The organism is Pseudomonas sp. Z1-14, assembly GCF_051132005.1.
Lineage (GTDB): Bacteria > Pseudomonadota > Gammaproteobacteria > Pseudomonadales > Pseudomonadaceae > Aquipseudomonas.
The window spans coordinates 5598588-5621421 of the sequence record NZ_CP071646.1; the positions used below are offsets into that span (position 1 = coordinate 5598588).

The 22834-nt window shown below is 62.2% G+C and carries 18 protein-coding genes and 1 riboswitch; of the genes, 4 read left to right on the top strand and 14 right to left on the bottom strand.

Annotated features, from left to right (window positions below; translation table 11 throughout):
* Window positions 1-66: 66 nt before the first annotated feature.
* Window positions 67-1281, bottom strand: a complete 1215-nt coding sequence (gene serB / locus J3P89_RS25750) for a phosphoserine phosphatase SerB (RefSeq protein WP_434696049.1) — start codon at window positions 1279-1281, stop codon at window positions 67-69.
* Window positions 1282-1414: 133 nt separating this feature from the next.
* Here serB and J3P89_RS25755 point away from each other — a divergent pair, with 133 nt between their 5' ends.
* On the top strand, window positions 1415-2932 hold the full coding sequence (locus J3P89_RS25755; RefSeq protein ID WP_434696050.1) for an AhpA/YtjB family protein: 1518 nt from the start codon (window positions 1415-1417) through the stop codon (window positions 2930-2932).
* Window positions 2933-3377: 445 nt separating this feature from the next.
* Here the strand turns inward: J3P89_RS25755 and J3P89_RS25760 are convergent, their stop codons facing one another.
* The 9 genes from J3P89_RS25760 to J3P89_RS25800 form a co-directional block, all read right to left on the bottom strand.
* On the bottom strand, window positions 3378-4082 hold the full coding sequence (locus tag J3P89_RS25760) for a PqiC family protein (protein ID WP_305497225.1): 705 nt from the start codon (window positions 4080-4082) through the stop codon (window positions 3378-3380).
* Window positions 4083-4259: 177 nt separating this feature from the next.
* Complete coding sequence (parC, locus tag J3P89_RS25765; protein WP_305497226.1) at window positions 4260-6524, bottom strand: DNA topoisomerase IV subunit A; 2265 nt, start codon at window positions 6522-6524, stop codon at window positions 4260-4262.
* A 10-nt stretch (window positions 6525-6534) separates the two neighbouring features.
* Entirely contained in the window at window positions 6535-7056 is a 522-nt protein-coding gene (locus J3P89_RS25770; RefSeq protein WP_434570018.1) for a retropepsin-like aspartic protease family protein, read from the bottom strand.
* Window positions 7053-8039 carry an esterase-like activity of phytase family protein gene (locus tag J3P89_RS25775; RefSeq protein WP_434696051.1) on the bottom strand — a complete coding sequence of 329 codons (987 nt, stop codon included), beginning with the start codon at window positions 8037-8039 and terminating at the stop codon, window positions 7053-7055. The genes J3P89_RS25770 and J3P89_RS25775 overlap by 4 nt, the downstream gene beginning before the upstream one ends.
* Window positions 8039-9943, bottom strand: coding sequence for a DNA topoisomerase IV subunit B (gene parE, locus J3P89_RS25780; protein WP_434570021.1), 1905 nt, complete (start codon window positions 9941-9943; stop codon window positions 8039-8041). Before parE ends, J3P89_RS25775 begins: the two co-directional genes overlap by 1 nt.
* A gap of 41 nt (window positions 9944-9984) precedes the next feature.
* Window positions 9985-10593 (bottom strand): YqiA/YcfP family alpha/beta fold hydrolase, encoded by a 609-nt coding sequence (locus J3P89_RS25785; RefSeq protein ID WP_434696052.1) that lies wholly within the window; start codon window positions 10591-10593, stop codon window positions 9985-9987.
* Window positions 10594-11709: 1116 nt separating this feature from the next.
* Window positions 11710-12525, bottom strand: a complete 816-nt coding sequence (gene cpdA / locus J3P89_RS25790; RefSeq protein ID WP_434696053.1) for a 3',5'-cyclic-AMP phosphodiesterase — start codon at window positions 12523-12525, stop codon at window positions 11710-11712.
* A gap of 98 nt (window positions 12526-12623) precedes the next feature.
* Entirely contained in the window at window positions 12624-13076 is a 453-nt protein-coding gene (locus J3P89_RS25795) for a DUF1249 domain-containing protein (protein WP_434696054.1), read from the bottom strand.
* The gene (locus tag J3P89_RS25800) at window positions 13067-13684 is read right to left on the bottom strand and encodes an NUDIX domain-containing protein (protein WP_434570025.1); all 618 of its coding nucleotides are present in this window, start codon (window positions 13682-13684) and stop codon (window positions 13067-13069) included. Before J3P89_RS25800 ends, J3P89_RS25795 begins: the two co-directional genes overlap by 10 nt.
* 214 nt (window positions 13685-13898) lie before the next feature.
* Here J3P89_RS25800 and J3P89_RS25805 point away from each other — a divergent pair, with 214 nt between their 5' ends.
* The gene (locus tag J3P89_RS25805; protein WP_434602640.1) at window positions 13899-14645 is read left to right on the top strand and encodes a DUF3298 domain-containing protein; all 747 of its coding nucleotides are present in this window, start codon (window positions 13899-13901) and stop codon (window positions 14643-14645) included.
* Here the strand turns inward: J3P89_RS25805 and cytX are convergent.
* Together cytX and thiC are read right to left on the bottom strand one after the other, a co-directional pair.
* Window positions 14614-15906 carry a putative hydroxymethylpyrimidine transporter CytX gene (cytX, locus tag J3P89_RS25810; protein ID WP_434626393.1) on the bottom strand — a complete coding sequence of 431 codons (1293 nt, stop codon included), beginning with the start codon at window positions 15904-15906 and terminating at the stop codon, window positions 14614-14616. The two genes, J3P89_RS25805 and cytX, sit on opposite strands and share 32 nt — an antisense overlap.
* Before the next feature lie 171 nt (window positions 15907-16077).
* Complete coding sequence (gene thiC / locus J3P89_RS25815) at window positions 16078-17967, bottom strand: phosphomethylpyrimidine synthase ThiC (protein ID WP_434696055.1); 1890 nt, start codon at window positions 17965-17967, stop codon at window positions 16078-16080.
* Between the two features lie 175 nt (window positions 17968-18142).
* Window positions 18143-18248, bottom strand: a riboswitch (TPP riboswitch).
* Window positions 18249-18405: 157 nt separating this feature from the next.
* Here thiC and J3P89_RS25820 point away from each other — a divergent pair.
* Window positions 18406-19845: a TolC family outer membrane protein gene (locus tag J3P89_RS25820; protein WP_434696057.1), complete on the top strand. Its 1440-nt coding sequence runs from the start codon at window positions 18406-18408 to the stop codon at window positions 19843-19845.
* Between the two features lie 160 nt (window positions 19846-20005).
* On the opposite strand, the gene waaA is transcribed toward J3P89_RS25820, so the two are convergent.
* Complete coding sequence (waaA, locus tag J3P89_RS25825; protein WP_434696058.1) at window positions 20006-21280, bottom strand: lipid IV(A) 3-deoxy-D-manno-octulosonic acid transferase; 1275 nt, start codon at window positions 21278-21280, stop codon at window positions 20006-20008.
* A 22-nt stretch (window positions 21281-21302) separates the two neighbouring features.
* On the bottom strand, window positions 21303-22193 hold the full coding sequence (locus J3P89_RS25830) for a LysR family transcriptional regulator (protein WP_434570036.1): 891 nt from the start codon (window positions 22191-22193) through the stop codon (window positions 21303-21305).
* A gap of 103 nt (window positions 22194-22296) precedes the next feature.
* Here J3P89_RS25830 and J3P89_RS25835 point away from each other — a divergent pair, with 103 nt between their 5' ends.
* Window positions 22297-22629, top strand: a complete 333-nt coding sequence (locus J3P89_RS25835) for a DMT family transporter (RefSeq protein WP_434696059.1) — start codon at window positions 22297-22299, stop codon at window positions 22627-22629.
* The last annotated feature ends 205 nt before the right edge of the window (window positions 22630-22834 follow it).

Below are 22834 nucleotides of genomic sequence, written 5' to 3' on the forward strand. Positions count from 1 at the left end.
GCTCCCGTGGCGAGGGAGCTTGCTCCCTCCCCACAAGAGCGTATGCCTGGGAAATCGATGCAGGGCTCAAACCTGCCCGTCGCGATCCCTGAAGCCCAGCAAATACAGCACCCCATCCAACCCCAGGGTCGAAATGGCCTGCCTGGCTGATTGCTTGACCAGCGGTTTGGCCCGGAACGCCACGCCCAGCCCGGCGATCGCAAGCATCGGCAAGTCGTTGGCGCCGTCACCGACCGCGATGGCCTGCTCCAGTCGAAGGCCTTCTTTCGCGGCCAGCTCACGCAGCAAGTCCGCCTTGCGCTGGGCATCGACGATCGGCTCGACAGCCACGCCGGTGACCTTGCCATCCACCACTTCCAGTTCGTTGGCGAACACGTAGTCGATGCCGAGTCTGGCCTGCAGCTGTTTGGCAAAATAAGTGAAGCCGCCGGACAGGATGGCGGTCTTGTAACCCAGGCGCTTGAGCTCGGCGAACAAGGTTTCGGCGCCTTCGGTCAGGCGCAACGAGGCACCGATCGAGTCGAGCACACTGACATCCAGGCCTTTGAGCAACGCCAGGCGCTCCTTGAAGCTGGCGCGGAAATCCAGCTCGCCGGCCATCGCCCGCTCGGTAATCGCCGACACCTTGTCGCCCACGCCGGCAGCCTTGGCCAACTCATCGATGACCTCGGCTTCGATCAACGTCGAGTCCATGTCGAACACCGCCAGGCGACGGTTGCGGCGAAACAGCGAATCCTCCTGGAAGGCGATGTCAACGTTCAGCTCCTGCGCCACACTGAGGAACTCGGCGCGCAAAGCCTGGGGATCGGCGGGTTCGCCGCGCACGGAAAACTCGATGCAGCCCTTGCCTTGATCGGCCGGAGTATCCAGCGGCATGCGCCCGGACAGTCGGTCGATGTGATCGATATTCAAGCCGTATTGGGCGGTGATCGAACTGACACGCTGCAACTGCTCGGCGGTCACCTTGCGGGTCAACAGCGTCACGATATGGCGTTTCTTGCCCTGGCCAGCCACCCACTGTTGGTAATCTTCCTCGGACACCGGGGTGAAACGCACCTGCTGATCAAGCTTGTATGCGGTGAACAGGATGTCCTTGAGCACCGATTTGCTGTGTTCGGCGTCCGGGATTTCAACCAGGATGCCAAACGACAGCGTGTCGTGGATCACCGCCTGACCGATGTCGAGAATGTTCACACCACCCTGGGCCAGAACGCCGGTAATGGCCGCAGTCAGACCCGGACGGTCGCTGCCAGTGATGTTTATCAGGACGATTTCGCGCAAGGCGCACCCCCGCAGGTGGAAAAAAACCGCATTCTACCCACATTCAGTGACCATCGGGCACCGCCAGTGCTTTGCCGGTCATGGGGCTGTCGCTATACTGCGCGTCAATTTCACGGACAAAGAGCCGAGCTCAGTGAACCGGCCCACGCCAGTCAAAACCGACAACTTCTTCCTGCTGATCTTCCGTGCATTGCGCCATCGCCGCGTGCCGATCGCATTGCGCATTGCCAGCCATAACGTGATCCTGGTCGCCTTGGCCCTGGTCATCTATGCCTGCGTGATGGGCCTGCAATTCAAGCAGGCCATGCACGAGCAGGCGGATGCCCTGGGCGAAAGCCTGACCACCCAGACCGCCACGTCCGCCACCGAGCTGCTGGTGTCCAACGACATCCTCAGTCTCAATGTGCTGCTCAACAACCTGACCAAGAACAAGCTGGTGGCCCACGCTGCCATCTACAGCGTGGACAACCGCATCCTCGCCGAGGCCGGCCAGCGTCCCAAGCCAGGCTTGCTCGGCGAAACCGGCGGCATGTACCAGAGCAAGATCACCTTCCAGGACGTGACCGCCGGCCAACTGCGCATCAGCCTGGACATGGACCAGTTCCAGCAACCCATGACCATCAGCCTGCAAAGCATGGGCATCCTCAGCGCGATCCTGCTGGCATTGGCCCTGGCGTTGAGCTTGCGCCTGGGGCGGCATATATCCACGCCGCTGTTGCAGTTGCGCGTCTGGCTGCGAGACATCGACGAACACACGCCAGCCACCCAGCGCCAGGATGAAATCGGCGACCTGGCCCGGCAGCTGCACGCCAGCTTCGCGCCGGAGCCGGAACCCGTGCCGGAACCTGAAGACATCGACTACGTTGACGAGGACGATGCGGAGCCGGGCTTCGAGGTGCGCAACCTGCGCGACCCGGGGTTCGACGAAAGCGCGCCGCTGCCCGCTGCCCGCCCCGCGCCGCGACATGTGGTGCGCACTGTCGAAGACGACGATGACGACGAGGCCTTTGCCGACTTGCGCGACGATTCGATTGTCGGCGAACCACAACCGCTCGCCCGCCCTGTCGCCTCGAACCAGCCTCAGCACAGCGCCGTACTGGCCGTGCAACTGGGCGCCCAGGACCAATTGCGGCGCCTGCCCCAGGCTCGCCTGAAAGAACTGCTCGAACGCTATCGCGACTGCCTCGACCAGGCCGCATCGCTTTATCAGGGCGAACTGCACACCCTGAACGACGGCAGCACGCTGATGCTGTTCCACACCGAGGACAGCGGCGACGACTACCTGACCAACGCCATCTGCTGCGGCGAATTGCTGCGGGCGCTGGGTCATCAATTGCAGATCGAAGTCGCCGACAGCGGCATCACTCTGCAACTGCAGCTGGGCCTGAGCTTGGGCGATGGCTTGTTCGGCCTGAGCCAGATCGACCTGCTGCTGACCGAAACCGCCCAGGACGCCCTGGCCCTTTCCCAACACAGCCGCAACCTGCTGCTGGTGGAACGCAAGATCAATGACGATGCGCTGATCCGCCAACGCGCACGCATCCGTCCGATCGCCAGCCCCGAGGGCGCCTGCTGTGTGGAACGACTGATGGAGCCATATCCGTCGATGCTGGAACGGCAACTGGCGCGAATGCATGAGCGCCAGACCTGAGTTCCGTTGCCAGGCATAAACGAAGCCCGCAGATGAGTGATTGTCTGCGGGCTTTTTATTGGCTTCGATGGCCTCTTCGCGAGCAGGCTCGCTCCCACACTGGATCTGTGGCTTGCCGCCCTCCCCCTGTGGGAGATGAATGATTGTCTGCGGGCTTTTTGTTGGCTTCGGTGACCTCTTCGCGAGCAAGCTCGCTCCCACACTGGATCTGTGGCTTGCCGCCCTCCCCCTGTGGGTGATGAGTGATTGTCAGCGGGCTTTTTTGTTGGCTTCGATGGCCTCTTCGCGAGCAGGCTCGCTCCCACAGTGGATCTGTGGCTTGCCGCCCTCCCCCTGTGGGAGCGAGCCTGCTCGCGAAAGGGCCGGGAAAGGCGCCACGAATCCAAAGAGCAGAAACAACAAAGCCCGCATCAACGCGGGCTTTGTCTTGCATCCATACCAACCGTCAGAACCGGAACACTTCCATGTCCGTCCGAATCGGCAGGGCCATCGGAATCTTGTCCTTTTCCTTTCCTGCCGGCTTGGCCGGGGCGGGAGCGGGCTTGCGTGGAACTTCAGCGATAGGAGGCTGGTTGGCCAGCGGCTTGAGCGAGACGGACAGCTGTTCGGCCAGTCGTTGCAGCAGCACACCCTGGGCCTGAACCTGCGCCGCCGTGGTGCCGGCGTGTTGCTCTTGCAGATGAACGATGCGGTTCTCGCGCACCTTGCCGCGACGGTCAATCAACCGCCATTGGGCATCGAGTACCGCCGGTTGTGATTCACCCGAGTCCAGGCGGGTAATCGACAGCAGGACCTGCACATCCGGGGTGAAGCCTTGGGTAGCCGGCGCCAGCACCACGCGCTGACTGTCCAGGTGACCGGCGACCTGGCGCAGCAGCAGCTGGTCGATGTCCGAGGACAGGCTGCCGGCCCAACGACCGTCCGTGGCGGCTTGCAGGCTGCCGTCCGGTTGGCGTTGGAGGAGAGTTTCGCGTTGCAGGTAGTCGGCAATCAATACAGGGCCCAGCAAAACCGCCATGCCTGTGCTTTGCGCAGGCTGGGCCGGGGTACCGCTGTCCAGCTGATACAGCGACACCGGCTGGTGCATGCTGCAGCCCGCCAGGCCAAGCAGGCCGGCGAGCCACAAAATAGGTAGGCGCAGAGCAGTCATCGTCCCGTCCAGGTGGCAGCCACAAGGCTTACCACAGTGAAAATACTCGGTCATTATGAAGAACGCTCGGCTACGCCGGCGCTTGAAAGGGCCTATCATCCGTGAATATGCGTTCCGACTCCAGCGCCAAAGTTCCGATCTGCGGCTTTTAATCGCAGACCGAGCCCTCTAGCACGGTCAATTGAGGTTTTCGACGAGCAGTGCATCCACCCGTTGAAAACCCCTTGGAAGCTTGTTGCCCCGCCGACCGCGTTCACCTTTGTAATGCTCAAGATCGTCCGCTTTCAGTGAAAGCGTACGCTTTCCAGCCTGCAGCACAAGCGTGGCACCTTCAGGTAACACTGCAATATCCGTGACAAATTCTTCGCGACTCGCCACCCGTTCGCCAGGAATCCCGATGATCTTGTTGCCTTTGCCTTTCCCAAGCTGTGGCAGGTCGCTGATCTTGAAGACCAGCAACCGACCTTCGGTCGTCACCGAAGCCAGCCAGTTGTTATCGCGATCGCTGACCGGGCGCGGGGCAATGACCTTGGCGTTGTTCGGCAGGCTCAACAACGCCTTGCCCGCCTTGTTCTTGGCTTGCAGGTCTTCACCCTTGACGACGAACCCGTAGCCGGCGTCCGACGCGATAACGTACAGCCCGTCATCATCAGGCATCAGCACACATTCAAAAGTTGCACCCGGCGGAGGTGTTAATCGTCCGGTCAGCGGTTCACCCTGGCCACGCGCCGATGGCAAGGTGTGGGCCGGCACCGAATAGCTGCGCCCAGTGGAGTCGATGAACACCGCGAACTGGTTCGAGCGCCCCGGCGCCAAGGCCTTGAAGCCGTCCCCGGCCTTGTAGGAAAGCCCGGCAGCGTCGATGTCATGGCCCTTGGCGGAGCGCACCCAGCCTTTTTCCGACAGTACAACGGTGACTTTCTCGTTCGGCAACAGATCGTGCTCGCTCAAGGCCTTGGCCTCGGCACGCTCGACAATCGGCGAACGACGGTCATCGCCGTAGGTTTCGGCGTCCTTGAGCAACTCGGTGCGTACCAGTTTCTTCAGTTTGGCTTCGCTGCCCAGCAAGGCTTGCAGCTTGGCCTGTTCCTTGAGCAATTCATCCTGCTCGGCACGCAGCTTCATTTCTTCCAGGCGGGCCAGTTGGCGCAGGCGCGTGTCGAGGATGTAGTCGGCCTGGATTTCACTGAGGGCGAAGCGCTCGATCAGGCTGGCCTTGGGATGCTCCTCGGTGCGGATGATGTGGATCACTTCATCGAGGTTGAGGTAGGCAATCAGCAAGCCGTCCAACAGATGCAGGCGACGCTCGACCTTGTCCAGGCGAAATTGCAGGCGCCGACGCACCGTCTTAACCCGGAATTCGAGCCATTCCACGAGCAATGCCCGCAGGTTTTTCAGCTGCGGCTTGCCGTCCAGGCCGATGATGTTGATGTTCACCCGATAGCTGGATTCCAGATCGGTGCTGGCGAACAAGTGCTGCATCAGCGCATCGTGATCGACCCGGCTGTTCACCGGAATGATCACGATGCGGCAGGGATTCTCGTGATCGGATTCGTCGCGCAAGTCAGCAACCTGCGGCGCTTTCGACGGTTTTGCCTGCATCATCGCAGCAATCTGCTCCAGGACTTTTGCCCCGGAAACCTGATGCGGCAGCGCGGTGACGATAATGTCACCGTCTTCAACGTGATAGACGGCGCGCATGCGCACCGAACCGCGACCGGTCTCATAGATTTTCAGCAGATCGGCACGCGGCGTGATGATTTCCGCTTCGGTCGGATAGTCCGGGCCCTGGATATGTTCGCAGAGCTGTTCCACCGTGGCTTTCGGCTCGTCCAACAAGCGCACGCACGCTGTGGCGACTTCCCGCAGGTTGTGCGGCGGCACGTCGGTGGCCATGCCCACGGCAATGCCGGTGGTGCCATTGAGCAGGATGTTCGGCAAACGTGCCGGCAACACCAGGGGTTCATCGAGGGTGCCGTCAAAGTTCGGCCCCCAGTCCGCAGTGCCCTGGCCCAGTTCGCTGAGCAGCACTTCGGAATAGCGTGACAGGCGCGCCTCGGTGTACCGCATGGCCGCGAAGGACTTGGGATCGTCCGGCGCACCCCAGTTACCCTGCCCGTCCACCAGCGTGTAGCGATAGCTGAACGGCTGCGCCATCAGCACCATGGCTTCATAGCAGGCCGAGTCGCCGTGGGGGTGAAACTTGCCGAGCACGTCACCGACGGTACGCGCCGACTTCTTGTGCTTGGAATCGGCGTCCAGCCCCAACTCACTCATGGCATAGATGATCCGCCGTTGGACCGGCTTCAGACCGTCGCCAATATGCGGCAAGGCGCGGTCCATGATCACGTACATGGAGTAATTGAGGTAGGCATTTTCGGTGAAGTCAGCCAGCGATCGGCGTTCTACGCCGTCCAAGCTGTCTGCAAGAATGTCGCTCATGCGGGCCTCATCAGTTCGTTGTCTGGCGCAGCAGCATGGTGCCGTCGCGCTGGGTAAATTCAAGTTTGTTCAGGGCGCTCATGCCCAGCAGCACTTGCGTGCCTTCCAGGCCTGGCGCCACCAGGGCACGGACATCACGCAACACGATGTCACCCAATTGCAGCCGGTCGATACGGGTGCGGTAGCCTTCGCTCAAACCATTGGCGGTGCTCAACCTCACGCCAAGACCTTTTTCCAGCTTGAGGCGCTCGGCCAATTCCTGCGGGATCGCCACGTCGGTGGCCCCGGTATCGAGCATGAAATCCACCGGCTGGCCGTTGATCTGGCCGCTGGCGACAAAATGTCCCTGCCGGTTGCCGATCAGCTTTACTTCGATAAAACCTTCGCCCTTCTGCGAATGCACCTCGGCATTGGGGTTGAGCTCTCGCTGCTCCCACTGGGCAAAAAACCGCGTTGCCAGAAACAGTGCCGCGCACCAGGCCAGGATCATCAGTACCCGGCCGGCGCGCTTGCCCGGTGGTTGCTGGCTCATGGCGCGGCACCCCAGCCACCCTCGGGCGCGGCGAAGCGCCAGATAACCGGCCGCTGCTCGCCGTCAGCCCGCGCACCGTCGTTGTTGTCCACGCCGATCCAGGCGCCGTCGGCGTCGACGATGAGCGCTTCGACCAGGCCGAAGGGCTGTGGATAACGGCGATTTTCCTGCAATGCCTCGGCCGCAAACGACCAGCAGCGCTCGACCTTGGCGGTCTGCGGGTCACGCCGGCAGATCTGATAGGCGTTTCGCTCCAGGGTAAACAGCTTGCCGTTGAACAATGACAGATCGGCGAAATCCCGGGAAACCGCCTTGGCCTTGGGAAACTGCGCCGGCTGCATCTCCTGCCCCGCTTCGCTCAACAATACGCAATTGCCGTCGCAGTCCCACACCGTTTGCTGGCGCTTGAGCAACACCAGACCACGACGCTCCCGTTCGGCGGCCAGCCATAGCTGATCGCCAGCCGGGTTGACCGCCACACCTTCGAACAGGGCATTAAAATGCAGCAGCATGCCGCTGCCCCGGGCCTGGCGGAGCATGGTCGGGCTGATTTTCAGCCAGGCCGCTTCGCCTGCCGGCGATATTTTCAGCACGGCGGCGTGGGACTCACTGACCACATAACGCTGACCGGCGCTGTCGCAACTGATGCCTTCGTAGTCCAGTTCGCCACCGCGCACGAACGATGCCGCCCAGGTCCGCGACTGCAAACCCCAAGGCAAATCATTCTCCGGCACGGCCGGCACCTCGATACCGACAGCCTCGGCCTGCCAGGCCCGGGCATCGGAGGGTTGGAGCCGATAAATCCGGTCATCGTCGCGATCGGATACCGTCCACATTTCGTTGCCACACAAGGCCAGCCCGGACAGATTGCCGCCGCGCATGCCATCGACGACATGCTCGGACAGCAACTTCAGTTCCGGCACTGGCCCTGCGACTACCACCCCCGCCCACAGCAACAACGCCAGGGCGAAACCGTTGCGCATCAGGCCAGGACCTCGGCCAGATCACCCTTGGATTCAAGCCAGTTCTTGCGGTCGCCGGCGCGTTTTTTCGCCAGCAACATGTCCATCATTTCCGACGTCGCTTCGAAATCATCCAGGGTCAACTGCACCAGCCGACGGGTGTTCGGGTCCATGGTGGTTTCGCGCAACTGCGGCGGGTTCATCTCGCCCAGGCCTTTGAATCGGGTGACCTGCGGCTTGCCGCGTTTTTTCTCGGCCACCAGCCGATCAAGGATGCCGTCGCGCTCGGCTTCATCCAGGGCGTAGTAGATCTCCTTGCCCAGGTCGATACGGTACAACGGCGGCATCGCCACATAGACGTGACCGGCATCCACCAGCGGGCGGAAATGCTGGACGAACAAGGCGCAGAGCAAGGTGGCGATGTGCAAGCCGTCGGAGTCGGCGTCGGCGAGGATGCAGATCTTGCCGTAACGCAACTGGCTCATGTCCTCGGCGCCCGGATCGACGCCGATGGCCACCGCGATGTTATGCACTTCCTGACTGGCCAGCACTTCGCTGCCGTCGACTTCCCAAGTGTTGAGGATCTTGCCCCGCAGCGGCAGGATCGCCTGGAACTCCTTGTCCCGCGCCTGCTTGGCCGAGCCGCCGGCAGAGTCACCTTCCACCAGGAACAGCTCGGAGCGCATCGGGTCCTGCCCGGCACAATCGGCGAGCTTGCCCGGCAGTGCCGGCCCCTGGGTGATGCGCTTGCGCTCGACCTTCTTGCTTGCCTTGAGGCGACGGCCGGCGTTGTTGATCGCCAGTTCGGCGAGGGCCAGGCCGGTTTCCGGATTGGCATTGAGCCACAGGCTGAACGCATCCTTGACCACCCCGGAGACAAACGCAGCCGCCTCGCGGGACGACAGGCGCTCCTTGGTCTGGCCGGAGAATTGCGGCTCCTGCATCTTCATCGACAATACGAAGGCGATGCGCTCCCAGACGTCTTCCGGCGCCAGTTTGACGCCACGGGGCAGCAGGTTACGGAATTCACAGAACTCGCGCATCGCATCGAGCAGGCCCTGGCGCAAGCCGTTGACGTGGGTGCCGCCCTGGGCAGTGGGGATCAGGTTGACGTAGCTTTCCTGGACGCTTTCGCCGCCCTCGGGCAGCCACAGCAGCGCCCAGTCCACGGCTTCCTTGTTACCGGCCAGGCTGCCGCAGAACGGCTCGTTGGGCAGGCGTTCGAAACCGTTGACCGCATCGACCAGGTACGAGCGAAGGCCGTCCTCGTAATGCCATTCGACTTTCTCGCCGGTGGCCTTGTCCTCGAAACTCACCAGCAGCCCCGGGCACAACACCGCCTTGGCTTTGAGGACGTGCTTGAGGCGAGTGACGGAAAACTTCGGTGAATCGAAGTACTTCGGGTCCGGCGCGAAATACACGCTGGTGCCGGTGTTGCGCTTGCCGACGGTGCCGACCACTTCCAGCTCGGTGGCCTTGTAGCCGTCAGCAAAGGTCATCTGGTATTCGTTGCCGTCACGCTTGACCCGGACCCGCACCTGGGTCGACAAGGCGTTGACCACGGAGATACCCACCCCGTGCAAGCCGCCGGAGAACTGGTAGTTCTTGTTGGAAAACTTGCCGCCGGCGTGGAGCTTGGTGAGGATCAGCTCGACGCCCGACACACCCTCTTCAGGGTGAATGTCCACTGGCATGCCACGGCCGTCATCGCTGACTTCCAATGAATGATCGGCGTGCAGGATGACCTGCACCGACTTCGCGTGCCCGGCCAAGGCTTCGTCGACGCTGTTGTCGATGACTTCCTGGGCGAGGTGATTCGGCCGACTGGTGTCGGTGTACATGCCGGGGCGCTTGCGCACCGGGTCGAGGCCCGAGAGGACTTCGATGGCGTCTGCGTTATAGGAGCTAGCGCTGGGAGTGGCCATGGGGTCTCGTCGTCAGTGTTCAGTGAAATAGAGGCAATGGTTCACAGTGAGGTGAAGTCAATCGCCTGGTACAAATCGGCGCCAATGCCGGCAAAACTCAACAGCGCCGGCAACTGCTGGGCAAACCCTTGAAAACTGTGGTCGCCGCCGGCCTGGATACGCAACGTGCAGGCACGGTAATACTGCTGGGCGTGGCGATAATCCAGCGTTTCGTCACCGGTTTGCAACCATACCTGAAACCGCTGCGGATCCCGGGGCGCCGGCACTTCCAGCTCGGCCAGGGCCGTCACGTGGTCGTGGGTCAATTCCCAGGTCTCGTCGGTGTACAAATTCTTCTGCGTGCCCAGATAACCGTCGAACATTCGATGCGGGCTGACCGCCGGATTGACCAACAGGGCCTTGAGGCCGTGGCGCTCGGCCAAGTGAGTCGCATAGTAGCCGCCGAGCGAGCTGCCGACCAGCAGCGGCCGCCCCAGTTCTGTGATCGCCTGCTCCAACTGAGCAATCGCCTCGCGCGGATGGTGATGCAAGGCCGGCACCCGCAACTGGTCCCCCAGCCCGAGGCGCGTCATCACTTCGGTCAGTTGACAGGCCTTGGTCGACGCCGGGGCACTGTTGAAGCCATGGATATAAAGGATCGAACCCGACATGGGCAACTCCCTGGGTGCTGGGCAAAGGCCGGAGTTTACAGGGAGTTTGTGGAAGTTTGGGCGGTTTCGAATACCCCTCCGTCTTCGTGGCGAAGGAGCTTTGTCAGCCGTTAAAACTCCATTGCCTCGGCTCAACGATTGTTTCTGGGGGGTTGGGGGTAATCTTGGGCATGAGGGTAACTCTCGTCTACAGGTGGAGCTGCCACGTTCGTTTCCAAGCGAGGGGGTGGCAGCCGTACGCAGGTTGGAAAACCGAGGTAAACGAGCCCGGCAGACCCGAAGGTCTCCCGCGCACAGCCGCCATAACATAAGCATGGTCAAAAAACGACCGAAGCATACGTTATGAAGAGCGCTTTCGCGCAGTTTACTTATCGGGTTTCCAAGCCCGGTCGCTGAATTTGCAGCGACGGGAAAAAGACTAGCGACACCCCTTCCCACCCGGCAACCGCCAGCACTCGTCGGAAAAATCCGCTTGCGTCAGAAAGGTCTTCCGACCGCTCCCACAACCCTGGCAGGCTGCCGCCCGCCATCGCGAGCAAGCTCGCTGCCACACGAATCCGTGGTCATTATGATTTTTTCGACACAGCAAAAATCCCCCTGTGGGAGCGAGCCTGCTCGCGAAAGCGGTGGGTCAGCCTGCATCAGCATTGAATGTGCCGCCGCCTTCGCGAGCAGGCTCGCTCCCACATTAAAACCGGCGTACCCCCGCGAGAATAAGGTCGGCTGCCAGGCCGCCTCGCTTAGATCTTGATCTTGGTCTTGAGCGCCCCGTTAACCACGCTGGCCGAACGCAGGCGTTGCGCAGTGGGCAACCCGGCATGGATGCCGGGTTAGCCGCGCTGGGCCATGGATGGCCCTTCGCGGCGGGCCCACGGAGCAATGCCGGAGTGAGGGCATGCCGAGCACGTCACCGACGGTACCGAGTGGTGGGGCAAAGCCTTTTGGGTTACTTTTTTGGCGTCTGAAAAAAGTGACCCGCCGTAAGGGCGGAACCCCAAGCAGCCGTTACCGCAGCAATGGATATGTACCCGGTCAACAAGCCCCTGGCCGGCTGCAAGGCCGCCTTCGCGAGCAAGCTCGCTCCCACAGTTTGGGGTCAGTCCAGTTTGATCGAACTCAGTAGCCGTTGGATCCGTAGTCAGGCTTAAACGCAAACCCAACCACCCGCTCAACTCCTGTCTCCAACCGCCCATCCGGCAACAACCGCAACCACCGATACCCTGGCGCCTGCGAGCCCACCGCAAAATCCTCACTCCCAGGCTCAAACTGAATACAGGTCGAAGGCGAAGCCAACAAACGAACCCCCTCGCGCACCCGGTCTATTTCCTGATGCACATGCCCCCACAACACCGCCCGCACCTGCGGAAACCGATCCAACACCGCAAACAGCGCCTCCGGATTGCGCAACCCGATCGGCTCCATCCACGCACAACCAATCGACACCGGATGATGATGCAGACACACCAGATGATGCCGCTCCGGCGCCTCGCTCAAGGCATTGGCCAACAGAATCAACTGCTCCTCGGCCAAAAAACCCGGCACCGAACCTGGCACGGCTGAATCCAACAGAGTGACTCGCCAGTTGCCAATGTCCACCACCGGATCGAGCAACGTGCTCTGGACCGCCGCCTCAAGCATCACCTGCGGCTCATCATGATTGCCCGGAATCCACCGCGCCGGCGCATCGATACGCGCAGTCAGTTGCCGAAATGCCTCGTAGGATTGCAGCGTACCGTCCTGGGACAAGTCGCCAGTGGCGAGCATCAGGTCAACGTTCGGTTGCTGCTGGAGTACCAGGTCAACCACCGCCCGCAAGCTGTCACGGGTGTTCATACCCAGCAACGAAGCATCGGCCTCGGCGAACAAATGGCTGTCAGACAGTTGGACCAGCAGCGCCGCGTCGGCAGTGGTCAAGCTGGATACGCTCGGCAAATCGCTTTCTCCCAGGCGCAATCACGCCGTTGCATGAGCGGCAATTATGCTGGGGGATGATCGAAAGGGGAAACCCGCGAACCGGAACCGGTTCACAACTACCGTACGACTTCGAACTCGTGGCCCAGCGCCAGGCAATGACTCAGCCACTCGCCCAGGAACAGGTTCAACTGGGCCTTTTCGTCCGGCTGGTGCATTGACGCATTGGGGTAAGGATAGATGCCGCGAAAGCGTCGTGCATGTTCGGCGCTGACCACTTCGGCCATGCGTGCATCGTGATAGACCTGCACTTCCAGCTGCGGCACCGGCAGCCAGGGCAGGCTGTGCTCCTGGCGCACCTGCAATGTGGTGGTGTAGGGACAGGTCTGCAGCACTTCCAGGGCCAGTACGCCGAGCATCTGGTCGCCGTGGGTCACGGCGATGCGGCGCGGTGCCGGCTCGTTGCGCATGTCCGGCAACAAGCGCATCAGGCGAGCGTAGTTGGCCTCGCAGGCAGCCTGCAACCCCACCAGGTCGACGCGATAACGATCGCGCAGCTTGTTCAGGACCATAGCCCCCTCACTTCATCTCGATTCAAGGCCAGCCATTGCAAGGCAATGATGCTGGCCGCGTTGCAGATACGTCCGTCGCGCACCGCTTGCAGGGCGTCTTCGAAAGGCCAGACTTTTACCCGGATATCTTCGCCCTCCTCCTCCAGGCCATGCAGCCCACTTGCCCCCGCGCTGTCACAACGCCCCAGGTAAAGATGCACGAATTCATCGCTGCCGCCCGGCGACGGGAAATATTTGGTCATCGGCCAGAGCGCAGCGAAAACAAGCCCAGCTTCCTCCTGCGCCTCGCGATGAGCAACTTCTTCCGGTTGCTCGTCCTTGTCGATCAGGCCCGCCACCAGTTCCACCAACCACGGGTTGCTCGTCTTGCCCATGGCGCCCACGCGAAACTGTTCGATGAGTACCACTTCATCGCGCTGCGGGTCGTAGGGCAACACACACACCGCATCGTGGCGAACAAACAGCTCACGGCTGATTTCACGGCTCATGCCACCGGCGAACAACTCGTGACGCAGGTGTATGCGATCGAGTTTGTAGAAACCTTGAAAGCAGCTCTCGCGCTTGACGATGTCCACGGCGCTCGGTGTGGCATTGGTGAAATCAGTCATGACAGTCCTCGTTTACAGCGGATCGATGCGAGGTTCCAACCTCGGCTTCGCGCCATCCTAACGCGCCCGTACCGTTTGATGCAGCCCCTTTCCACTCATCGGGATGGACGGCAGAAGGTGAAAGAACTCTAATGAGCTTAGTGGCGAACTGATTGCCCTGCCGACAGTCGAAGCGGGTAACTTTTTGCCTTTCCCTGTTTCACGAAGGACGCCCATGTCGCTTTTCAAGATTGCTTCGCTGGCCGCCATTGCCCTGATACTGGGCGCTTGCCAGAGCCTGTTCCAACCCAATTACCGCGCCCCGCTGGAGACCACTCGCGATGCGTCGGAGCAATTGCAGCCTGGCTGCGCCAGCGCCGACTGCCCGCTGGTCAACATCGACACCCTGCATTTCCCTACCGAGCCCGCGCTGGATGGCATCATCGAGAAACGTCTGCTGCAAATGACCCGCACCACCCCGGACGCCCCGGTGGCGCCGACGCTGGCCGCCTATCGCGAACAGTTTCTGCGCAGCGCCGCACCGCGCAACAGCAGCTATCTGCAGGCCAAGGTACGTGAGCAACATGACGGCCTGGTGATCATCGAACTGTCCAGCTACCTGGACACCGGCGGCGCTCACGGCACCCCTGGTCGCGGTTTCATCAATTATTCGCGCCAGCAGCAAAAAGTGCTGACGCTGTCGGACATGCTGCTGCCGGGCCAGGAAGAAGCCTTCTGGAAAGCCGCGCAAGTGGCCCACAACAGCTGGCTGATCAGCACCAAGCTGGATCAGGAACCGGAATTCCTGAAGCAGTGGTCTTTCCAGAAAACCCCGCACATCGCGCTGACCTACGGCGGGGTGATCCTCAAATACGAAGTGAGCACCATCGCGCCGTACGCCCTGGGCCACATCGAATTGAAAATCGCCTACCCACGTCTCAACGGCATCCTCAAGCCCGAGCTGTTTCCCGGCCGTAGCTGAAAGCCCGGCCCAGCAACAATTGCAGCACCCCTGCCAGGATCAGCGACGGCAGGGTAGCGCCGATGTCCGGATAGAAGTTGGCCAGCAGGTGGTAGGTACTCACCCCGCCCAGCCAGGCCAACAACGCCGGCCAGCGCAACGCGACTGAGCGCACCTGGCTGCTGCGCTTGCGCAGGATGAAGTGATCCACCAGCACCACGCCGAACAGCGGCGCGAACACCGAGCCGATCAGTAACAGGAAGTTCTGGTACTGCGCCAGCGGCGCGAAGCAGGCGATCACGGTGCAGATGACACCAATCGCCAAGGCCAGGTGCTCGACCTTCAGCCCCGACAACATGCTCGTCGACACCGCCGCCGAATGAATGTCGGCGAAGGCGTTCTCCGACTCGTCCAGCAGGATCAGCAGCAACGGAATGCCCAACCCGGCACCGGCCAGGGCCAGCAGCAACGCATTGACTTCACCGCTCGGCGCGAACGCCAGGGTGTAGGCCACGCCCAGGCTCATCAGCCAGACGTTACCGATGAAGAACCCCACGGCCGTGCCGCCGAAGACGTTTCTGGCGCGTTTGCCGAAACGCGAGTAGTCGGCGATCAGCGGCAACCAGGACAGCGGCATGGCGATGGCGATGTCAAAACCCACCGCCAGCGACATCGAACCGTCGCCGGCCTGGGCCCACAGCGCCGGCAGATCGGCCTTGGCGAACAGGTTCCAGGTCAACCAGATGCACGCCGCCAGCAGCAACCAGATGCCCCATTTGCGCAGGATTTTGCGTACGAAGGTCAGCGGCCCGCTCACCGCGAGCAGGGTCGCCAACGCGCCGAAGAACAGCGTCCACAGCAATGGATTCGAGCCCAGGCTGCCTTCGCTGAACGCCCGCGCGCCGAGCAGGCTGGCGGCGTCGCGCATGACGATGATTTCGAACGAGCCCCAGCCGATCAACTGCAACAGGTTCAACAGCGCCGGCACGCTCGCGCCCTTGCCACCGAGGCTGAGCTTGAGCGCGGCCATGGCCGACAGGCCGGTGTCGCTGCCAATCACCCCGACCGCCGCCAATAGCAGGACGCCCACCAGCGTGCCGAGGAAAATCGCCAGCAACGAACCGCTCAAGCCCAGGCCCGGCGCAAGCAAGGCGCCGACCTGCAAGACCATCAGGCCGATGCCCAAGGAGAACCACAGGGAAAACAGATCGCGGGCGCCGAAGACGCGTTTGTCCAGGGGCACCGCGGTGTCTGGGGAATAGGTGCTGGGTTGGATGTTCAAGGGTTGTTTTCTCAGAGAGATAATTGTTGTTCTGGTGATGGCTTTCGCGAGCAGGCTCGCTCCCACAGTGGAACTCGGTGGTTCACAAATCTTGTGTTCACCGCAGATCCATTGTGGGAGCGAGCCTGCTCGCGAAGGCGGCGGCAAGATCACCACCGCCCTCAGCGCAGATCACACTTTCTTGTAAAGCTGACTACCTTCCTTCTTGAACCGCTCCGCCTGCTCCGCCAGGCCTTGGGCGACCTCGACATCCACCGCTTCAATGCGCTGGTTGGCCGCGTACTCGCGCACTTCCTGGGTGATTTTCATCGAGCAGAATTTCGGCCCGCACATCGAACAGAAATGCGCGACCTTGGCCGAATCCTTCGGCAGGGTTTCGTCGTGGTACGAGCGGGCGGTGTCCGGGTCGAGGCCGAGGTTGAACTGGTCTTCCCAGCGGAACTCGAACCGCGCCTTGCTCAAGGCATTGTCACGGATCTGCGCGCCCGGGTGGCCCTTGGCAAGGTCGGCCGCATGGGCGGCGATCTTGTAGGTGATGATCCCGGTCTTGACGTCATCCTTGTTCGGCAAGCCGAGGTGTTCCTTCGGCGTGACGTAGCAGAGCATCGCGCACCCGAACCAGCCGATCATCGCCGCGCCGATGCCGGAGGTGATGTGATCGTAGCCCGGCGCAATGTCGGTGGTCAGCGGGCCGAGGGTGTAGAACGGCGCCTCGTCACAGCATTCCAGCTGCTTGTCCATGTTCTCCTTGATCAACTGCATCGGCACGTGGCCGGGGCCTTCGATCATGCATTGCACGTCGTGCTTCCAGGCGATCTTGGTCAGCTCGCCGAGGGTTTCCAGCTCGCCGAACTGCGCTTCGTCGTTGGCGTCGGCAATCGAGCCCGGACGCAGGCCGTCGCCCAGCGAGAAGCTGACGTCGTAGGCCTTCATGATTTCGCAGATGTCTTCGAAGTGGGTGTAGAGGAAGTTCTCCTTGTGGTGCGCCAGGCACCACTTGGCCATGATCGAACCGCCACGGCTGACGATACCGGTGACGCGCTTGGCGGTCATCGGCACATAACGCAGCAACACGCCGGCATGGATGGTGAAGTAGTCGACACCCTGCTCGGCCTGTTCGATCAGCGTGTCGCGAAACAACTCCCAGGTCAGGTCTTCGGCCGCGCCGCCGACTTTTTCCAGGGCCTGGTAGATCGGCACGGTGCCGATCGGCACCGGCGAGTTGCGGATGATCCACTCGCGGGTTTCGTGGATGTGCTTGCCGGTGGACAGGTCCATGACCGTGTCCGAACCCCAGCGGATGCCCCAGGTCAGCTTCGCCACTTCTTCTTCGATGGACGAACCCAGCGCACTGTTGCCGATGTTGCCGTTGATCTTCACCAGGAAGTTACGGCCGATGATCATCGGTTCCAGCTCGGTGTGGTTGATGTTGGCCGGGATGATCGCGCGGCCACGAGCGATTTCGTCACGGACGAATTCCGGGGTGATGACTTTCGGCACGCTGGCGCCGAAGCTGTGACCAGCATGTTGCTGGTCCAGCAGGCCGGCGGCGCGGGCCACTTCCAGCTTCATGTTTTCGCGGATGGCGACGTATTCCATCTCAGCGGTGATGATGCCTTGGCGCGCGTAGTGCATCTGGCTGACGTTGGCGCCCGGCTTGGCGCGACGCGGGTTGTTTACATGGGCGAAGCGCAGCTTGGTCAGCTCGGGATCGGCCAGGCGTTCCTGGCCGAAATTGGAACTCAGGCCGGCGAGAGGCTCGGTGTCGCCACGGGCTTCGATCCACGGCGAGCGCACATCGGCCAGGCCCTTGCGCACATCAATGGTCACGTTCGGGTCGGTGTAGGGCCCCGAGGTGTCATACACCACCACTGGCGCGTTGATTTCGCCGCCGAAGTCGGTGGGGGTCACGTCGAGGCTGATTTCGCGCATCGGCACGCGGATATCCGGGCGACTGCCCTGGACGTAGATTTTTTGCGAGCGGGTAAACGGTTGGACCGATTGCTGATCGACCTGGGCCGATTCACTGAGGTTGGTCGCGTTTTTTGATTTTGTCGTCATCACGGGCTCTCCAGACACACATCCAGGCAGTGGATTTTTGTCGGAGCGAACCTGTGGCGAATGGACGCGTCCCTGCACGAAAGTGCGAACGCTGTGCTTGCTGCTCGAGCCTGTTCGAAGATCGAAAGTCGATTGTCGAACAACATCCCGGACGAAGCACAAGAGGACTCGCCGGGTGACGAGAAATCTTGTTCCCTACGCAGGCGCTAACCTGATCAGGTTCAACGGGATCCGAAATTATTCGATCTCAGCCTCATAGCAAGGCACCCCGACAAGAACCCGGCCAGTCTAGACACAACCGGCGCAGAACGCCATCGCCAGGGCAAAAGCCGTGATGAATGGCGCATATACAGGATTGTTGCCGTGCGTAGGCGCAACTACACTCGCTACGCCGCGCGCCTGTTATGCGCATTCAATCTTGAACGTAGGGATCGCCTCATGCTGCGCAAACTCTCACTGGCCCTTGCCGTGTCTTGTGCGACCAATGGAATGGCCTGGGCCGCCGAAGCCCCGTTATCCACCCGAACCGACCTGGTCAGCGTGTACCAGGAAGCGGTGGACAACAACGCCGACCTGGCCGCCGCCCGCGCCCAATACGGCGCCCAGAAAGAAGTGGTGCCCCAGGCCCGCGCCGGGCTGTTGCCCAATCTTTCGGCCGGAGCCGACCTGAACAACACCCGCACCGAGCTCGACCAGCCGGCGATGACCGCCACCCGCAGCTCGACGGTGTACCAGGCCACCTTGTCCCAGCCGATTTTCCGCGCCGACCGCTGGTTCCAGTTGCAGGCCGCCAAATCGGTCAACGAACAAGCGTCGCTGCAGTTGTCGGCCACCGAGCAGAACCTGATCCTGCAAAGCGCCGAAGCTTATTTCAATGTGCTGCGCAGCCAGGACAACCTGGCCTCGACCAAGGCCGAGGAAGCCGCGTTCAGGCGCCAGCTCGACCAGTCCAACGAACGCTTCGACGTCGGTCTGTCGGACAAGACCGACGTGCTGCAGTCCCAGGCCAGCTACGATACCGCCCGGGCCAACCGGATCATCGCGCAGCGCCAGGTCGAAGATGCCTTCGAAGCGCTGATCACCCTGACCAACCGCCAATACAATGCGATCCAGGGCGTCGTCCACACCCTGCCGATCCTGCCGCCGGCGCCCAACGACGCCAAGGCCTGGGTCGACACCGCTGCCCGGCAGAACCTCAACCTGCTGGCCAGCAACTACGCCGTCACCGCCGCCGAAGACACCCTGCGCCAGCGCAAGGCTGGCCACGCGCCAACCCTCGACGCCATCGCGCAATACCGCAAAGGTGACAACGACGGCCTCGGCTTTACCAACCCGAACCCCACCGGCCAGCGCTACGGTGGCGACGCCGAGCAACGCACCATCGGCCTGCAATTGAGCATTCCGATCTACAGCGGCGGGCTGACCAGCTCCCAGGTGCGCGAGTCCTACTCGCAACTCACCCAGACCGAGCAGCAGCGCGAAGGCCTGCGCCGCCAAGTGGTGGAGAACACTCGCAACCTGCACCGCGCGGTGAACACCGATGTGGAACAGGTCCAAGCCCGGCGCCAGTCGATCATTTCCAACCAGAGCGCGGTGGACGCCACGGAAATCGGCTATCAGGTGGGCACCCGCAACATCGTCGATGTGCTCGACGCCCAGCGCCAGTTGTACACCTCGGTGCGCGATTACAACAACGCCCGGTACGACTACATCCTCGACAATCTGCGCCTCAAACAGGCCGCCGGGACGTTGAGCCCGGAAGACCTGCAGGCCCTGTCACGCTACCTCAAGCCCGACTACAACCCGGACAAGGACTTCCTGCCGCCGGACCTGGCACAGGCGGCGGCAGAGCAGTTGCGCTCGCGGCCGGCGCAGTAGCACACCTGCAAGCAATCCCCCTGTGGCGAGGGAGCTTGCTCCCGCTGGCCTGCCAAGCAGGCCCAAGGCCAGTCACCGCGTTCCGCCAGCCAGAACGGTAGTGCCCGATTTTACGACTGCTTCGCAGCCGAGCGGGAGCAAGCTCCCTCGCCACAAAGGCTCAATCGAGCAACCGCCCCAACCCGTCCAGCAATCGCTGCAACGCGCCCTGGTTGCTGCGCATCACCTTCAACCCCGCCTCGGCCATACGCTGGGCATCGCGGGGCAGTTCGAACAGGCGCTGTACCGCCAGGGCCAGGCTTTCGGCATCTTCGACTTCCTGCAACGCCCCGGCCGCCCGTAGTTGCGCGGCGATTTCGAGGAAGTTGAACAGATGTGGGCCACTGAGGACCGGTTTTGCCAGCGCCGCCGGTTCGAGCAGGTTGTGCCCGCCGTTGGGCACCAGGCTGCCGCCGACAAAAGCGCTGTCGGCCAGCGCGTAGAGAAACAGCAGCTCGCCCATGGTGTCGCCCAGCAGCACCGATGTCTGTGCAGTGACCGGTTGCGCACTGGAACGCCGGACCGTGGCGAAACCTTCACGCTCACACAACTGCGCCACCGAATCGAAGCGTTCCGGATGCCGCGGCACCAGGATCAACAACGCATCGGGATAACTGGCGAGCAGCCGTTGGTGGGCTGCCAGCACCACTTCATCCTCACCCTCATGGGTGCTGGCGGCGATCCACACCGGGCGCTCCACGGCTTGCCATTGGCGGCGCAAGGCGCTGGCGCTTTCGAGCAGCTGCGGGTCGATGGTCAGGTCGAACTTGATCGAGCCTGTCACCTCGACGGTTCCGGCTCGGGCACCGAGTTGGCGAAACCGCTCGGCCTCGGCTTCGGTCTGCACGGCAAACAGGCTCATCTCGCCGAGCATCGGCCGGGTCAGTTTGGGAAAACGGGCATAACCGCGCGCCGAACGCTCCGAGAGCCGGGCATTGGCCAACGCCACCGGGATACCGCGCCTGGCGCACTGATGGATGTGGTTGGGCCACAGCTCGGTTTCCATGATCACCGCCAGTTTCGGCCGGACCTGACCGAGAAAACGCCTGGCCGCGCAAGGCAGGTCATAAGGCAGATAGCAGTGCTGGACGCGCGGCTCCTCGGCGAACAACGCCTTGATCCGCTCCGAACCGGTGGGCGTCATGCACGTCACCGTGATCGGCAGCTGTGGATAACGTTGCAGCAAGGCGCGGATCATCGGCGCGGCGGCAATGCTCTCGCCCACCGACACCGCATGGACCCAGATGCCGCCCGGAACCAGTGCTGGCAAGCCCCACGCAAACCGCTCGCCGATGCGCCGGGCATAGGCCGGCGCCTTGCGTGCCCGCAACCACAGCCGAATCGCCACCAGCGGCAGCCCCAGATAAAACAATGCGCTATAGAGAGTTCTGTTCATGGCGGCGGAGTTTATCGGTTTTTCAGCCAATCGCCTGCAACTGCACGGCAAAACGTTCCGCCAGCCAACGCGCTGCCGGGCCCAGCGGCTCATCGCGACGCCAGACCAGCTCCACCACCAGGGCCGGCGGGGTCCATTCGCTGCTCAGCTCGACCATCTCTCCCAGATAGGCCGGGTATTGCACAACGTGGCGAGGGAGCCAGGCCCAGCCCAGGCCACTTCTGAGCCATTCGGCGAGCACATAGAAGCTGTCGGCGCGCCAGACCTGCGGGCTGGCCTGCTCGCTGCCGGGGTAAACGCTGGTCTGGGTCGCCATCAGCAACTGCCGGTGCCGGGCCATTTCCCGGCACGACACATAACCATGGTGCGCCAGTGGATGGCCCCGGCCACACACCGTGACCATCTCGACGCTGCCCAGCACCCGCCGCTCCAGCGCCTCGGGGATCTGATCGTGATAGAACAGCAAGCCGAGATCGGCGCGACGTTCCACCAGTTTGCGCGCCACGTCGCCCTGGGCGGCGCTGGCCAGCTGCACTTCGAGCGTTGGAAACTGCTCGGCCAGCGCCACCAGGCTGTCGATTACCGGTTGATAGGGCATGGCTTCATCCTGGGCCAGGCGCAGCGAAGCCTCCTGCCCGCGCATCAAGGCCAGGGCTCGACCGTTGAGCCGCTCGCATTGGCGCAACACTTCCCGCGCCTCTTCCAGCAGCGTCTCGCCCGCATCGGTGAGCCGGGGCTGGCGGCCGCTGCTGCGCTCGAACAGGTTCACGCCAAGGTCGGCTTCGAGCAGGGCAATCGCGCTGCTGATGGCCGATTGCGCCTTGCGCTGGTCCCTAGCCACGGCGGAAAACGAGCGTTTCTCGGCCACACCGACAAACAGCCGCAACTGCTCCAGATTCCATTGAACATTCATGGCGCAACCTATCTCCATTGCAGATAGGTAATGACTTTACCGCATCTGCTCGTTCTCTAGAATGTCCCCGTCGAAACACGCAACCGCCAATGAGGATCTGCCCATGAACGCCTACTACTACCTGGCCATCGCCATCTGCGCTGAAGTGATCGCCACCGTTTCGATGAAAGCGGTCAGAGGCTTGAGCACACCGCTGCCCCTGCTGCTGGTCGTCGCCGGTTACGGCATTGCGTTCTGGATGCTGACGCTGGTGGTGCGCACCGTACCGGTAGGCGTGGCCTACGCGGTCTGGGCCGGGATGGGCATCGTCATGGTCAGCGTGGCGGCGCTGTTCATCTACGGCCAGAAACTCGACGTACCGGCGATGCTGGGGATGGCGTTGATTGTGCTGGGGGTGGTGGTGATTCAGTTGTTTTCCAAAACCGCCGGGCATTGAAACACATTGTTTATGGACTGGAATGCATCGTGGCGAGGGAGCTTGCTCCCGCTGGATCGCGCAGCGGTCCCAAGCCTTCAGGGCCGCTACGCAGCCCAGCGGGAGCAAGCTCCCTCGCCACAAAAGCCTTTCGCAACTTGTCACCTTGACCATCAGCAAATTCCACCCGCACCGAGTCTGTATACTGCGCCCTTGTCTTGAACAC

What these genes read in the sequence shown, in the direction of transcription:
- J3P89_RS25775 (WP_434696051.1), bottom strand. Translation starts at nt 8,039, where the DNA reads ATGCGCAACGGTTTCGCCCTGGCGTTGTTGCTGTGGGCGGGGGTGGTA.
- J3P89_RS25830 (WP_434570036.1), bottom strand. Translation starts at nt 22,193, where the DNA reads ATGAATGTTCAATGGAATCTGGAGCAGTTGCGGCTGTTTGTCGGTGTG.
- J3P89_RS25785 (WP_434696052.1), bottom strand. Translation starts at nt 10,593, where the DNA reads ATGTCGGGTTCGATCCTTTATATCCATGGCTTCAACAGTGCCCCGGCG.
- J3P89_RS25770 (WP_434570018.1), bottom strand. Translation starts at nt 7,056, where the DNA reads ATGAGCCAGCAACCACCGGGCAAGCGCGCCGGCCGGGTACTGATGATC.
- parE (WP_434570021.1), bottom strand. Translation starts at nt 9,943, where the DNA reads ATGGCCACTCCCAGCGCTAGCTCCTATAACGCAGACGCCATCGAAGTC.
- waaA (WP_434696058.1), bottom strand. Translation starts at nt 21,280, where the DNA reads ATGAACAGAACTCTCTATAGCGCATTGTTTTATCTGGGGCTGCCGCTG.
- J3P89_RS25795 (WP_434696054.1), bottom strand. Translation starts at nt 13,076, where the DNA reads ATGGTCCTGAACAAGCTGCGCGATCGTTATCGCGTCGACCTGGTGGGG.
- J3P89_RS25800 (WP_434570025.1), bottom strand. Translation starts at nt 13,684, where the DNA reads ATGACTGATTTCACCAATGCCACACCGAGCGCCGTGGACATCGTCAAG.
- J3P89_RS25820 (WP_434696057.1), top strand. Translation starts at nt 18,406, where the DNA reads ATGCTGCGCAAACTCTCACTGGCCCTTGCCGTGTCTTGTGCGACCAAT.
- J3P89_RS25835 (WP_434696059.1), top strand. Translation starts at nt 22,297, where the DNA reads ATGAACGCCTACTACTACCTGGCCATCGCCATCTGCGCTGAAGTGATC.
- J3P89_RS25760 (WP_305497225.1), bottom strand. Translation starts at nt 4,082, where the DNA reads ATGACTGCTCTGCGCCTACCTATTTTGTGGCTCGCCGGCCTGCTTGGC.
- J3P89_RS25805 (WP_434602640.1), top strand. Translation starts at nt 13,899, where the DNA reads ATGTCGCTTTTCAAGATTGCTTCGCTGGCCGCCATTGCCCTGATACTG.
- parC (WP_305497226.1), bottom strand. Translation starts at nt 6,524, where the DNA reads ATGAGCGACATTCTTGCAGACAGCTTGGACGGCGTAGAACGCCGATCG.
- thiC (WP_434696055.1), bottom strand. Translation starts at nt 17,967, where the DNA reads ATGACGACAAAATCAAAAAACGCGACCAACCTCAGTGAATCGGCCCAG.